This is a genomic window from Nocardioides luteus (assembly GCF_014648595.1).
Lineage (GTDB): Bacteria > Actinomycetota > Actinomycetes > Propionibacteriales > Nocardioidaceae > Nocardioides > Nocardioides luteus.
In genome coordinates, this window is sequence record NZ_BMRK01000017.1 from 17175 (window position 1) to 30516 (window position 13342).

Annotated in this window: 12 protein-coding genes and 1 tRNA gene; 10 read left to right on the forward strand and 3 right to left on the reverse strand. The window is 70.7% G+C overall.

Going from position 1 to position 13342, the window contains the following annotated elements:
• Window positions 1–34 precede the first annotated feature (34 nt).
• Together IEY81_RS18520 and IEY81_RS18525 are read right to left on the reverse strand one after the other, a co-directional pair.
• Window positions 35–676 (reverse strand): HAD family hydrolase, encoded by a 642-nt coding sequence (locus IEY81_RS18520; protein WP_189119973.1) that lies wholly within the window; start codon window positions 674–676, stop codon window positions 35–37.
• An 89-nt stretch (window positions 677–765) separates the two neighbouring features.
• Window positions 766–841, reverse strand: a tRNA-Arg gene (locus IEY81_RS18525).
• A gap of 87 nt (window positions 842–928) precedes the next feature.
• On the opposite strand from IEY81_RS18525, the gene argS reads away from it, so the two are divergent.
• Complete coding sequence (argS, locus tag IEY81_RS18530) at window positions 929–2593, forward strand: arginine--tRNA ligase (protein ID WP_189119974.1); 1665 nt, start codon at window positions 929–931, stop codon at window positions 2591–2593.
• Window positions 2590–3975: a diaminopimelate decarboxylase gene (gene lysA, locus IEY81_RS18535; protein WP_189119975.1), complete on the forward strand. Its 1386-nt coding sequence runs from the start codon at window positions 2590–2592 to the stop codon at window positions 3973–3975. Before argS ends, lysA begins: the two co-directional genes overlap by 4 nt.
• Window positions 3976–3992: 17 nt before the next feature.
• Here the strand turns inward: lysA and IEY81_RS18540 are convergent, their stop codons facing one another.
• Entirely contained in the window at window positions 3993–4568 is a 576-nt protein-coding gene (locus IEY81_RS18540) for a hypothetical protein (RefSeq protein WP_189119976.1), read from the reverse strand.
• 112 nt (window positions 4569–4680) lie between these two features.
• Between IEY81_RS18540 and IEY81_RS18545 the strand changes: the two genes are divergently transcribed.
• The 8 genes from IEY81_RS18545 (at window position 4681) to prfA (ending at window position 13244) form a co-directional block, all read left to right on the forward strand.
• The gene (locus tag IEY81_RS18545) at window positions 4681–5343 is read left to right on the forward strand and encodes a hypothetical protein (RefSeq protein ID WP_189119977.1); all 663 of its coding nucleotides are present in this window, start codon (window positions 4681–4683) and stop codon (window positions 5341–5343) included.
• A gap of 51 nt (window positions 5344–5394) precedes the next feature.
• On the forward strand, window positions 5395–6342 hold the full coding sequence (locus tag IEY81_RS18550) for a zinc-binding dehydrogenase (RefSeq protein WP_189119978.1): 948 nt from the start codon (window positions 5395–5397) through the stop codon (window positions 6340–6342).
• A gap of 59 nt (window positions 6343–6401) precedes the next feature.
• Window positions 6402–7715 (forward strand): homoserine dehydrogenase, encoded by a 1314-nt coding sequence (locus tag IEY81_RS18555; protein ID WP_189119979.1) that lies wholly within the window; start codon window positions 6402–6404, stop codon window positions 7713–7715.
• Window positions 7715–8800 (forward strand): threonine synthase, encoded by a 1086-nt coding sequence (thrC, locus tag IEY81_RS18560; protein ID WP_189119980.1) that lies wholly within the window; start codon window positions 7715–7717, stop codon window positions 8798–8800. The genes IEY81_RS18555 and thrC overlap by 1 nt, the downstream gene beginning before the upstream one ends.
• Window positions 8801–8823: 23 nt before the next feature.
• Window positions 8824–9711, forward strand: a complete 888-nt coding sequence (gene thrB, locus IEY81_RS18565) for a homoserine kinase (RefSeq protein WP_306341460.1) — start codon at window positions 8824–8826, stop codon at window positions 9709–9711.
• A gap of 222 nt (window positions 9712–9933) precedes the next feature.
• A complete protein-coding gene (gene rho / locus IEY81_RS18570; RefSeq protein WP_229787986.1) occupies window positions 9934–11709 on the forward strand; it encodes a transcription termination factor Rho in 1776 nt (591 codons plus the stop codon).
• Between the two features lie 154 nt (window positions 11710–11863).
• On the forward strand, window positions 11864–12076 hold the full coding sequence (gene rpmE / locus IEY81_RS18575; RefSeq protein ID WP_189119983.1) for a 50S ribosomal protein L31: 213 nt from the start codon (window positions 11864–11866) through the stop codon (window positions 12074–12076).
• A gap of 88 nt (window positions 12077–12164) precedes the next feature.
• Complete coding sequence (gene prfA / locus IEY81_RS18580) at window positions 12165–13244, forward strand: peptide chain release factor 1 (RefSeq protein ID WP_189119984.1); 1080 nt, start codon at window positions 12165–12167, stop codon at window positions 13242–13244.
• Window positions 13245–13342 lie beyond the last annotated feature (98 nt).

Sequence of the window (13342 nt, forward strand, 5' to 3'; positions counted from 1 at the left end):
GGGGCTGACCGCCGAGCTGCGACGGGCGTACCGATCAGAGGTGCACGCCGTGCGCGGCCAGCTCCCCGACGAGGGCGTCATGACCGGTGTGATCGGCTTCGGCTGCGGGGTCGAACGACCAGTGGAGCGCCGTCATCCCCACCGACCGCGCAGCCGCGACGTTCCGGGCGCTGTCGTCGACGAACAGGATCTCGCGGGGGTCGGCCCCGATGCGTTCCGCGCACCGCCGGAAGAACTCAGGATCCGGCTTGGCGACGCCGAGGTCGTAGGAGTAGCAGCTCACGTCGAAGAGGTCGTCGTAGCCGAGCCCCGTGCGCATGAACGCCCCTCGATTCCGGGCCTGGTTGGTCCCGAGGTGCGCGCCGTAGCCCGCGGCCCGCACGCGACGTACGACCTCGGCCGTCTCCCGGTTCGTCTCGATCGCGTTCCACACGGCGGTGTAGACCTCGTCGGTCGACGCCGTCGCCCCGTGCTCCTCCAGCAGACCGGTCAGGACGGTGAGGAAGTCGCCGTCGGCGCCGACGAGCAGCGGCCCCTCGGCCCGCCAGGCAGCGCGCAAAAACTCGTCGGTGCTGCTGCCGAGGAAGGGCTCGGCCGCTGCGTACGAACCGCCGGGCAGGTGCTGCACGACTCCGTCGGCGTCGAACAGGACATGGCGTACGTCTGTGGTGTTCATCTCGCCGGACAGCGTGGCAGACGGCGCTGGTTCGCGCTACGGAATCAACTCGAGAAATGAAAGAAACCGCTGGTCACCCAGCGGTTCCGTGGTGCCCCCGGCAGGAATCGAACCTGCGGCCTACGGTACCGGAAACCGGCGCTCTATCCCCTGAGCTACGGAGGCGGTGCACCGCGTGAGGCGGTGCACACGGAACCCTACAGGCTGGGACGGATAACGGGGAAACCGACTGGCGCTTATACGCTGGTACCCGTGACTCCTGAGCAGCTTTCCACCGCGGTCGTCGATGTCCTCACCGCACTCGTCGATGAGGGTGCGGTCACCCTTCCCGACGGCGTGCCGAGCACTGTCACGGTGGAGCGACCCCGACAGAAGGGGCACGGCGACTACGCCACCAACGTGGCGCTGCAGCTGGCCAAGAAGGCGGGGATGAACCCCCGTCAGCTCGGGGAGCAGGTCGCCGAGAAGCTGAAGGCCGTCGACGGGATCGCCGACGTCGAGATCGCCGGGCCGGGGTTCTTGAACATCTCTGTGGAGGCCGGTGCGCAGGGCAAGCTGGCGGGCGAGATCGTCGCCGCGGGCGCGTCCTACGGCAACAACGACGCATTCGCCGGTCAGAACATCAACCTGGAGTTCGTCTCCGCCAACCCGACCGGCCCGCTCCACCTCGGTGGTGTCCGCTGGGCCGCGGTCGGCGACGCCCTGGGCCGGGTCCTGCAAGCCTCTGGCGCCGAGGTCACCCGGGAGTACTACTTCAACGACCACGGCGGCCAGATCGACCGGTTCGCCCGGTCGCTGCTCGCCTGGGCGCAGGGCCAGCCGGTCCCGGAGGACGGCTACGGCGGTGCGTACATCGAGGAGATCGCCAAGCAGGTGCTCGCCAAGGAGCCGAACGCGCTCGAGAGCGACGACCCGCAAGAGGTCTTCCGATCGATCGGCGTGGAGCTGATGTTCGCCGAGATCAAGCAGAGCCTGCACGACTTCAACGTCGACTTCGACGTCTACTTCCACGAGGACAACCTCCACAAGTCCGGTGCGGTCGACCGCGCGATCGAGAAGCTGCGCGAGCTCGGCAACGTTTACGAGAAGGACGGCGCGATCTGGCTGGCCACCGAGAAGTTCGGTGACGACAAGGACCGCGTGGTCATCAAGGCCGACGGCAACGGCGCCTACTTCTCCGGCGACCTCGCCTACTACCTCGACAAGCGCGAGCGCGGCTTCGACCGCTGCTTCATCATGCTCGGCGCCGACCACCACGGCTACGTCGGCCGGATGATGGCGATGTGCGCCGCCTTCGGCGACACGCCCCACCAGAACCTCGAGATCCTGATCGGCCAGATGGTCAACCTCCTCAAGGACGGCCAGCCGATGCGGATGTCGAAGCGCGCCGGCACCGTGGTCACCATCGACGACATCGTCGAGGCGATCGGCGTCGACGCCGCTCGCTACGCGCTGGCCCGCTACTCCAGCGACTCCAACATCGACATCGACCTCGACCTGTGGGCCAAGGCCGACAGCGCCAACCCGGTCTACTACGTGCAGTACGTCCACGCGCGCACCTGCCGGATGATGGCCAACGCCGCCGACCACGGCATGGCGCTCGACCTCGACACCTTCGAGCCCGAGCTGCTCACCCACGAGCGCGAGGGCGAGCTGCTGCGCGCCCTGGCCGAGCTGCCGCGGGTGGTCGCGACCGCCGCCGAGCTGCGCGAGCCCCACCGGGTCGCGCGCTACCTCGAGGAGACCGCGGGCATCTTCCACCGCTGGTACGACGACGAGGACTGCCGGATGCTGCCCAAGGGCGACGAGCCGGTGGCGCCGGTCAACCTGGCCCGCCTGGCCCTCGTCTCCGCCGCCCGCACCGTCTTCGCCAACGGCCTCGGCCTGCTCGGCGTCTCCGCCCCGGAGCGGATGTGAGCGGGCACGCGTCGCCGGGCTCCTTCACCGGCACCTCGCCGGTGTGGCTGAAGACCCCGGACGACGTCAACGCCCTCGTCCCCGAGCTGTGGTCGGCGACGGCCGAGAAGACCGACGGTGTCCTCACCGTCGGCGGTGTCGCGGTGCCCGACCTGGTCGCGAACGTCAACACCCCGGCGTACGTCCTGGACGAGGCGGACTTCCGCGAGCGCGCCCGCGCGTTCCGTGACGCCTTCACCGGCTACGACGTCTACTACGCCGGCAAGGCGTTCCTGTGCACCGAGGTCGCGCGCTGGGTGCAGCAGGAGGGGCTCAGCCTCGACGTCTGCTCTGACGGTGAGCTCTCGGTCGCGCTGCGGGCCGAGGTGGACCCGGCGAGGATCGGCTACCACGGCAACAACAAGACCCCGATGGAGCTGCGCCGGGCGATCGCGCTCGGCGTCGGCCGGATCATCATCGACTCCTTCGACGAGGTCGAGCGGATCGCCTCGATCGCGGCCGAGACCGGCATGACCGCGCGCGTGATGGTGCGCGTGACCGCCGGCGTCGAGGCCCACACCCACGAATACATCGCCACCGCCCACGAGGACCAGAAGTTCGGCTTCTCGATCTCCTCGGGCGACGCCTTCGAGGCCGTACGCCGCCTGCTGGCCGCCCCGAACGTCGACCTGCGCGGGCTCCACTCCCACATCGGCTCCCAGATCTTCGACTCCTCGGGCTTCGAGGTCGCCGCGCGACGGGTGCTGGCGCTGCAGGCGCGGATTCGCGACGAGCTCTCCACCGAGCTGCCCGAGCTCGACCTCGGTGGCGGCTTCGGCATCGCCTACACCACCCAGGACGACCCCTCGACGCCCAAGGCGCTGGCCGAGGAGCTCACCGCGATCGTCGAGCACGAGTGCCGCGGCTTCGGCCTGGCGGTGCCGCACCTCTCGATCGAGCCCGGGCGCGCGATCGTCGGTCCGTCGATGTGCACCGTCTACACCGTCGGCACGGTCAAGGAGGTCGCCCTCGACGGCGGCGTCTCCCGCACCTACGTCAGCGTCGACGGCGGGATGAGCGACAACATCCGCACCGCCCTCTACGACGCCGACTACTCCGCCACCCTCGCCGGCCGCACCTCGTCCGCCGGGCCGGTGCTCGGCCGCGTGGTCGGCAAGCACTGCGAGGCCGGCGACATCGTGGTCAAGCACGAGTTCCTGCCCGGTGACATCGCCCCCGGCGACCTCATCGCGGTCCCCGGCACCGGTGCCTACGGCCGCTCGATGGCCTCCAACTACAACCACGCGCTGCGGCCGCCGGTCGTGGCGGTGCGCGACGGTGAGTCGCGGGTGCTGGTGCGCCGCGAGACCGAGGCGGACCTGTTCGCGACGGATCTGGGCTGACCTGTCTGGGCTGAGGCTCAGCCGGAGCGCAGCGCCCGCAGCACCGCTCGCCCGCGCGGCGAGAGCCGGTAGCCGACGGGCAGCGACTCGGTGAGCCCGAGCTCCTTGAGACGCCGGACGTCGGCCTTGAACGGCTTCTTCTCCCGGCCGATCGAGGCGGCGATGGTCTCGGCCAGCTCACCGGGCCGGGCCTCGATGAGCTCCAGGTGCTCTCGCGTCCACGGCCCGCGGCGGCTGCGCCGGTCCATGTCTGCCAGCTTCGCGAGCAGGGCGGCGGTCTCGGTCTTCCCCGGCCGCTTCGTACGCAGCGCGACCCGCTCGTCCTCGCCGGCGTAGCGCATCTCGACGCGGTAGACCTCCCCGTCCTTGCGGGCCAGGAACGCGAGCAGGCGCTCCAAGGTCGTGCCGGCGCGCCGGGCGTCGTCCTCGGTGAGCGCCTCGGTCGAGACCGGGGTGACCGAGACGAACTCGACCACGCCGACCCGGGTGCGCTGGCGGCCGCCGGCCACGTGCATCGGTCGCCTCCAGCGGCGGAAGGCGAGATCGACCTCGCCGGTGCGGATCCGCTCGAGGTCGGCGTTGGAGAACAGCACCCCCACATCAAACCGCGCGGAGCGGGTCGGCGGCGAGGGATCGACACGCGACGTACGAAATCGCGTTTCGCCTTCCCGAAATTCTGTGGAGGGTGAGCCTACGATGGGGCCCATGCCGAGGGGGGTCTACTCAGAAGGGCCGCTGGCGGCGCCTCCGCAGGCGCCGCGGGTCTCGGTCGCCCGCCTGACGAAGGAGCGGCGCGAGAGCGTCACCCGAGCCGCCCAGACCTTCGGCTGGCACGTGGAGAGCGGCAAGCCCGCGGCCCAGCGTCCGGTGCGGTGGGAGGTGCTGGGACCCGACGTACGCGCCGAGCGGTGCGACCTCGTCGTCGACGGCACCTGCGACGGCATCCTGGTGGAGTACTGGCACGGCAAGGCCTCCTTGGGCAAGGGGCCCTGGCGGCAGGCCCGCTGGGTGGTGGTGCGGGTGCCCGCCCACCTGCCGAAGACGGCCGCGATGATCGGGCTCTCACCGGGCTCGGGCCACACCGGCACCGGCAGGGTCTCGACGCCGGTCTTCTTCCCGCCCGAGTTCCGCGCCAAGACCAACGTGACCACCCCCGACGGTGCCGTCATCGCCGCCGACGCGGAGCACGCGCGAGCGCTCTCGCGCTTCGCCAGCCACGTCGTCGACGAGCGGCTGTGGGTGGTGGCGCGCAATGACGCCATCACCGTCACCTCCGACGTCGAGCCGGACGCGGAGGAGCTGCTGCGCCGGGTGCGCTTGGCCCGCGACGTCGCGGCCGTGCTGCGGCCGATCCCCGAGCTCGCCTGAATCTTCGAAAGACCTTGACCTCAAGTGAGGTTGAGCAGATTGACTCGAGTCATGAGAGCGATCAGACAGCACGAGTTCGGCGGCCCGCAGGTCCTGCGCCTGGAGGAGGTCCCCGACCCGACCCCCGGCCCGGGCCAGGTACGCATCAGGGTCGAGGCCGCCGGCATCCACCGCCTCGACACCTCGATCAGAGCGGCCGACCTGCCGCCGACGATGCCCCGGCCCGAGCTCCCGATGACTCCCGGCCGCGAGGTCGCGGGGGTCGTGGACGAGGTCGGCGACGGCGTCGACAGGACCTGGCGAGGCGCCGCGGTCGTCGCTCACCTGGGCCCGGGCAGCAGCGGCGGCTACGCCGAGCTCGCCGTCGTCGAGGAGGCGAAGCTCTACCGACGTCCCGACGGGCTGGAGTCGGCCGATGCCGTGGCCGCGATCGGCACCGGCCGCACCTCGGCCGCAGTGCTCGAGGCAGCCGAGATCACGCCCGACGACGTCGTGGTGGTCACCTCCGCCGCCGGCGGCATGGGGGCGATCCTCCTGCAGGGCATCCGCAACGCGGGCGCACGCGCGATCGGTCTCGCCGGCTCCCCGGCGAAGCTCGAGATCGCCCGCCGCTTCGGCGCGCAGACGGCGATCGACTACCGCCGCGACGGATGGCTGCAGGCCCTGCGTGAGCAGGAGCCGCGCATCACCGTCCTGCTCGACGGAGTCGGGGGAGACGTACCCAGGCAGGTCCACGGGCTCCTCGAGCCCGATGGCCGGATGGTGAGGTTCTCCGGTGACCAGGACGGCTACGAGGGCGCCGCGAAGATCGTCGACATCCTCGGCCCCTTCGTCCAGGGCCGGATCAAGGAGTTCGAGCAGGCCGCGCTCGCTGCTGCCGCGGACGGCACCCGCACGCCCTACGTCGGCTCCAGGTTCCCGCTCGAACGCGCCGCCGAGGCCCATGCCGCCCTGGAGAACCGCGAGACCACCGGGAAGGTCGTCCTGGTGGCCGGCTGAGGTGTCCGCGCCTAGAGCGGAAGTCGGAGCCGAGAGCCTGTCCCGGATACCCTGGGCGCGTGAGCAGCAACAAGACGACCGCGCACGCCGTCGAACCCCTGGGCGTCGCCGTCCTCGGGTGCGGTGTGGTGGGGTCCCAGGTGGTCCGGCTCCTGCTCGAGGGCGACGCTGATCTCGCTGCCAGAGTGGGCGCGCCTCTGGAGATCAGGGGCGTGGCCGTACGCCGCCTCGACGCCCCGCGCGACGTCGAGGTGCCCGCCGAGCTGCTCACCACGGACGCCCACGACCTCGTCGCCCGCGACGACGTCGACCTCGTCGTCGAGGTGATCGGCGGCATCGAGCCGGCGCGGGGCCTCATCCTCGAGGCGCTCGAGAACGGCGCGAGCGTCGTCACCGCCAACAAGGCGCTGCTGGCCGAGGACGGCCCGACGCTCTACGAGGCCGCCGAGAAGGCCGGCACCGACCTCTACTACGAGGCCGCCGTCGCCGGCGCCATCCCGATCCTCCGCCCGCTGCGCGACAGCCTGGTCGGTGACCACGTCACCAAGGTGATGGGCATCGTCAACGGCACCACCAACTACATCCTCGACAAGATGGACACCTACGGCGCCGGCTTCGAGGAGGCGCTCGCCGAGGCCCAGGAGCTGGGCTACGCCGAGGCCGACCCCACCGCCGACGTCGAGGGCTTCGACGCCGCTGCCAAGGCCGCTATCCTGGCGAGCCTCGCGTTCCACACCCGGGTCACCGCCAGCGACGTCTACCGCGAGGGCATCACCGAGGTGACCGCCGGCGACGTCGCCTCCGCCAAGGCGATGGGCAGCGTCGTGAAGCTGCTCGCGATCGCCGAGCTCGACGGCGACGACGTCTCCGCCCGCGTCCACCCGGTGATGATCCCGCGCACCCACGCGCTGGCGACCGTGCGGGGCGCCTACAACGCCGTCTTCGTCGAGTCCGCCTCCGCGGGCGACCTGATGTTCTACGGCCAGGGCGCCGGCGGCGAGCCGACCGCCAGCGCAGTCCTGGGTGACCTGGTCACCGTCGCCCGCGCCAAGGTCCTCAACACCCGAGGCTTCGGCGAGTCCGCCTACGCCGCCCGCGCGGTGCGCCCGATGGGCGACACCGTCACCCGCTACCACGTCAGCCTCGACGTGGCCGACAAGGCCGGCGTGCTCGCCGCCGTCGCGACCGCCTTCTCCGAGCACGGCGTCTCGATCAAGGCCGTACGTCAAGAAGGCAGGGGAGAGGACGCGCAGCTCGTCGTCGTCTCCCACGAGGCCCCCGATGCCGCGCTCGCGGCGACCGTGCAGCACCTGCGCGAGATGGAGTACGTCCGCGACGTCGCCTCGGTGATGCGCGTAGAAGGAGCAGTCTGATGTCTGATGCGAAGACCCCCGTCACCAGTCAGTGGCGTGGCGTGATCGAGGAGTACCGCACCCTTCTCGACATCCCCCAGGACACTCCGGCGGTCACGCTCGGCGAGGGTGGCACCCCGCTGGTCCACTCCGAGTGGCTCTCCGCGGCCACCAAGGGCGAGGTGTGGCTGAAGGTCGAGGGCCAGAACCCGACCGGCTCGTTCAAGGACCGCGGCATGACCGCGGCCCTCTCCGTCGCCGTCCACGAGGGCGCCAAGGCGGTCGTCTGCGCCTCGACCGGCAACACCAGCGCCTCGATGGCCGCCTACGCCGCCAAGGCCGGGATCACCCCGGTCGTGCTCGTCCCCAACGGCAAGATCAGCGCGGCCAAGATGGCCCAGGCGATCATCCAGGGCGCCGAGGTGGTCAAGGTACGCGGCAACTTCGACGACTGCCTGAAGCTCTCCCGCGCGCTCGCCGACAACTACCCGGTCGCGCTGGTCAACTCGGTCAACCCGGTCCGTCTCGAGGGCCAGAAGACGGCCGCCTTCGAGGTCGTCGACCGCCTCGGCGACGCCCCCGACTACCACCTGATGCCCATCGGCAACGCCGGCAACCTGTCGGCCTACTGGCTCGGCTACGAGCAGTACGCAGCGGCCGGCCACGCCACCAAGACCCCGGTCATGCGCGCCTTCCAGGCGGAGGGCGCGGCGCCGCTCGTCCTCGGCCACCCGGTCGAGCACCCGGAGACGAAGGCGACCGCGATCCGCATCGGCAACCCGGCCTCCTGGCACCTCGCCGAGGCCGCGGCCGCCAAGTCCGGCGGCCGGTTCCGGGCGCTCACCGACGAGCAGATCCTCTCCGCTCAGTCCCAGCTCGCCCGCAACGACGGCGTCTTCGTCGAGCCCGCCTCGGCGGCCGGCGTCGCCGGGCTGCTCTCCGACCTCGAGGCCGGCGACACCTACGCCGGTGCCACCACCGTCATCACCGTCACCGGTCACGGGCTCAAGGACACCGCCACCGCGCTGGAGTTCTTCGGCGAGATGCCCGAGATCGTGATCGACGCCGACCTCGAGGCCGCCGCAGCCGCAGCGGGTCTCGCTTGACGATGACGTTCGTAGAAGGCCCGGTGACCGTCACCGTCCCGGCCACCTCCGCCAACCTCGGCCCCGGTTACGACTCGCTCGGCCTGGCGCTCGACCTGCGTGACGAGCTGACCGGTGAGGTGCTGACGGCCGCCGGCACTCTGGAGGTCTCCGTCGAGGGGGCCGGCGAGGGCCGGGTGCCGCTCGACGAGTCCCACCTGGTCGTACGCTCCATGCGGGCCGCCTTCGAGATCATCGGCAAGCAGCCTCCCGGTCTCCGGCTCCACTGCCGCAACCGCATCCCGCACGCGCGTGGTCTCGGGTCCTCCTCGGCCGCGATCATCGGTGGGCTCGTGCTGGCCCGTGCGCTGGTCGCCGGGGGCGAGCTGATCCTCGACGACGACACCCTCTTCCAGAAGGCCGCCGAGATCGAGGGTCACCCCGACAACGTCGCCCCGGCGTTCCACGGTGGCTTCACGATCGCGGGCGAGGACGACGGCTACTTCTCGGTCCGCACCTCCGTCGACCCCCGGATCAGCGTGGTCGTCTTCGTGCCCGCCACCGGAGTCCGCACCAAGACCGCCCGCGGTCTGCTGCCGGAGACCGTCCCGCACGCCGACGCTGCGGCCGACGCCGCCCGCACCGCGCTCCTGGTCGCCGCGCTGAACGACGCGCCCGAGCACCTGCACCGTGCCACGCGCGACTTCCTCCATCAGGAATACCGCCGCCCCGCGATGCCGGAGTCCCTCGCCCTGGTCGACGAGCTGCGCGCCGACGGCGTCGCGGCGATCGTCTCCGGCGCCGGGCCCACGGTGCTGGCGTTCAGCAACGGTGTGGAGTCGGCCGAGACCACCAAGCTGACTGCGCGCTGCCCGGCGGGCTGGACCTGCCACCCGCTGAGCATCGACATCGACGGCGTACGCGTCCTCTGACCGTCGCGCGGACCGATTCCGGCCCGTGCTGTAGCGGGGGTCATGCGTGTTAGCCTGGATCCACATCCGTCGGGCCGTTCAGGTCTACGGGCGTGACATCCCCCCTTCTTGCCGTGCCACTTCGTTTGGCGCGCACCGGCTCGTCGGGGGTTCTGACAAACGAGCCGTCGGCGTCGTACGCCGATCGGCGATACGTGGGAAAGGACTCACGTGACTGAAACCATGGAATCCACCTCGCCGGAGCCGAACAGCGCCCCGAAGAAGCGTGGTGGCCTTGGCGGAATGCTGCTCGCTGACCTCAAGGCGATGGCGAACGGCATGGGCATCAGCGGAGCCAACTCGATGAAGAAGGCCCAGCTGATCGACGCGATCAAGGCTGCCCAGGGCAGCCGTTCGCAGTCGGCGCCCGCGCCGGCGGAGAAGGCCGAGAAGCCTACCGCGCGCAAGCGTGCCGCCGAGAAGCCTGCGGAGCAGACCACAGAGAAGCCGGCCGAGAAGGCCGAGAAGCCCGCCGAGAAGCCCGCGGAGAAGCCCGCCGAGGCTGCTGACGCCGGCAACGAGGGCGGCCAGCGCCCGCGCCGTCAGCGCAACCAGAGCCAGAACAAGGGCGGCCAGGGCAACCAGCCCCAGGGCGGCCAGGGCAACCAGGGCAACCAAGGCGGCCAGTCCGGTCAGGGCAAGGGCGGCGGCAAGGCCAACCAGCCCGCCGAGAAGAAGAACGACGACGCTCCCAAGGAGAAGCCGGCCGAGTCGTCCGACGACCACTCGAACGACGACGACCAGAACGAGGGCGGCAGCCGTCGCAACCGACGACGCCGGGGTCGCGACCGTGACCGCAACCGTCCGGGTCGCGGCGAGCCGGACACCACCATCCTCGAGGACGACGTGCTCGTCCCCGCGGCGGGCATCCTGGACGTACTCGACAACTACGCCTTCGTCCGCACCTCCGGCTACCTGCCCGGTCCGGACGACGTCTACCTCTCCCTGTCGCTGGTCAAGCGTCTCGGCCTGCGCCGCGGCGACGCGATCGTCGGCCAGGTGCGCCAGCCCCGCGAGGGCGAGCGCAAGGAGAAGTACAACCCGATGGTGCGCATCGACTCGGTCAACGGTGCCGACCCGGAGATCGCCAAGCACCGTGTCGAGTTCGACAAGCTGGCCCCGGTCCACCCCGACCAGCGGCTGCGCCTCGAGGGCGGCTCCGACCCGGTCACCGGTCGCGTCATCGACCTCGTCGCGCCGATCGGCAAGGGTCAGCGCGGCCTGATCGCCTCGCCGTCGAAGGCCGGCAAGACCACGGTCCTGCAGGCCATCGCCGGCGCCGTCACCGCCAACAACCCCGAGTGCCACCTGATGGTCGTGCTCGTCGACGAGCGTCCCGAAGAGGTCACCGACTTCGAGCGGAGCCTCAAGGGCGAGGTCATCGCCTCGACCTTCGACCGGCAGCCCGCCGACCACACCGTGGTCGCCGAGCTCGCGATCGAGCGGGCCAAGCGCCTGGTCGAGCTCGGCCACGACGTGGTCGTCCTGCTCGACGGTCTCACCCGCCTCGGCAAGGCCTACAACCTCTCGGTCCCGGCCTCCGGCCGGATCCTGGGCGGCGGCGTCGACTCGGCGGCGCTCTACCCGACCAAGCGGTTCTTCGGCGCGGCGCGCAACGTCGAGGACGGCGGCTCGCTGACCATCCTCGCCACGGCAGCGGTCGAGACCGGCTCGAAGACCGACGAGATCATCTTCGACGCCTTCAAGGACACCGCCAACTCCGAGCTGCGGCTGAGCGAGGACTACGCCGAGGCGGGGATCTTCCCGGCCGTCGACGTCAACGCCTCCGGCACCCGCCGCGACGACCTGCTCTTCGCGGGCGGCGAGGGCGACGCGGTGCGCAAGCTGCGCGCCTCGCTGGCCACGCTCGAGGGCGCCAAGGCGGCCTCGGTGCTGGTCGAGAAGGTCGCCGGCTCGGCCACCAACATGGTGCTGCTCAACGAGGTCTCGAAGAGCTGAGACGACCGCGCGCAGCGCGGAGCACGACGAACGCCTGGGGCCGTCGGGAATTATTGGCGGCCCCAGGCGTTCACATACACTGAATCCTCGGTGCCGGTTCACGTCCCGCAACCTGCGGTGGCGACCCGGAGCCCATTGTCTTGAGAGGAACCTCATGAAGCCCGAGATCCACCCGACGTACGTCGAGACCCAGGTCACCTGCACCTGCGGCAACTCGTTCACCACCCGCAGCACCGTCGCCGAGGGCGCCATCCGCGCCGACGTGTGCTCCCAGTGCCACCCGTTCTACACGGGCAAGCAGAAGATCCTCGACACCGGCGGTCGCGTGGCTCGCTTCGAGGCTCGCTTCGGCAAGCGCGGCAAGTAGCGACCTCCCAGCGCCGGCCCCTGCATCTGCAGGTGGCCGGCGTTGGTGTGTCTGGAGGGTTTTCACTGGCGTACGGAGCGAGGCGGAGATGTCACAGTTTGAAGCAGTCGAAGGGCTGATCGAGGAGCACGCAGGGCTCGAGAAGCGGCTCGCCGAGCCCGAGACCCATGCCGACGCCCGCCTGGCGAAGAAGCTCAACCAGAGGTACGCCGAGCTGAGCTCGATCATCGACGCCTACCGCTCCTGGCAGCAGCTTGGTGACGACCTCGAGGCCGCCCGCGAGCTGGCGGCGGAGGACCCCGCGTTCGCCGAGGAGGCCGAGTCGCTGGTGCCCCAGCGCGAGGAGGCCGAGGAGCGGCTGCGCCGCCTGCTCGTGCCCCGTGACCCGACCGACGACAAGGACGCCATCCTCGAGGTGAAATCGGGGGAGGGCGGCGAGGAGTCGGCGCTCTTCGCCGGTGACCTGTTGCGGATGTACACCCGCTACGCCGAGCAGCAGGGCTGGAAGCTCGAGTTCCTCGACGCCACCGAGTCCGACCTCGGCGGCTACAAGTCCGTCACCGTCGCGGTGAAGGCGAAGGGCAACCCTGAGCCCGGCCGCGCGCCCTACGCGCTGCTGAAGTTCGAGGGTGGGGTCCACCGGGTCCAGCGGGTGCCGGTCACCGAGTCGCAGGGTCGGGTGCACACCTCGGCCGCCGGTGTGCTCGTAGTCCCCGAGGCCGAGCCGATCGACGTCGAGATCAACGACAACGACCTCCGCATCGACGTCTATCGCTCCTCGGGCCCCGGCGGCCAGTCGGTCAACACCACCGACTCCGCCGTCCGGATCACCCACGTCCCCACCGGCATCGTGGTCTCCATGCAGAACGAGAAGTCGCAGCTGCAGAACAAGGAGCAGGCCATGCGCGTCCTCCGTTCGCGCCTGCTCCAGGCCGCTCAGGACGCCGCGGACGCAGAGGCCTCCGACGCCCGACGCTCCCAGGTGCGTACCGTCGACCGCTCCGAGCGCATCCGCACCTACAACTACCCGGAGAACCGCATCTCCGACCACCGCACCGGCTACAAGTCCTACAACCTCGACCAGGTCCTGGACGGCGACCTGGAGCCGGTCATCGCCAGCGCCGTCGACGCCGACCTCGCCGCCCGCCTCGCCAGCCTCGACTCCTGACCCCGAGCCGTCAGAAATCGACGCCGAAAGGTCAGAAATCGGCGGCGAGTGGTCACTCCGTCGACGAGATCTGCCGTACGTCGCGTGGCAGTTGACGC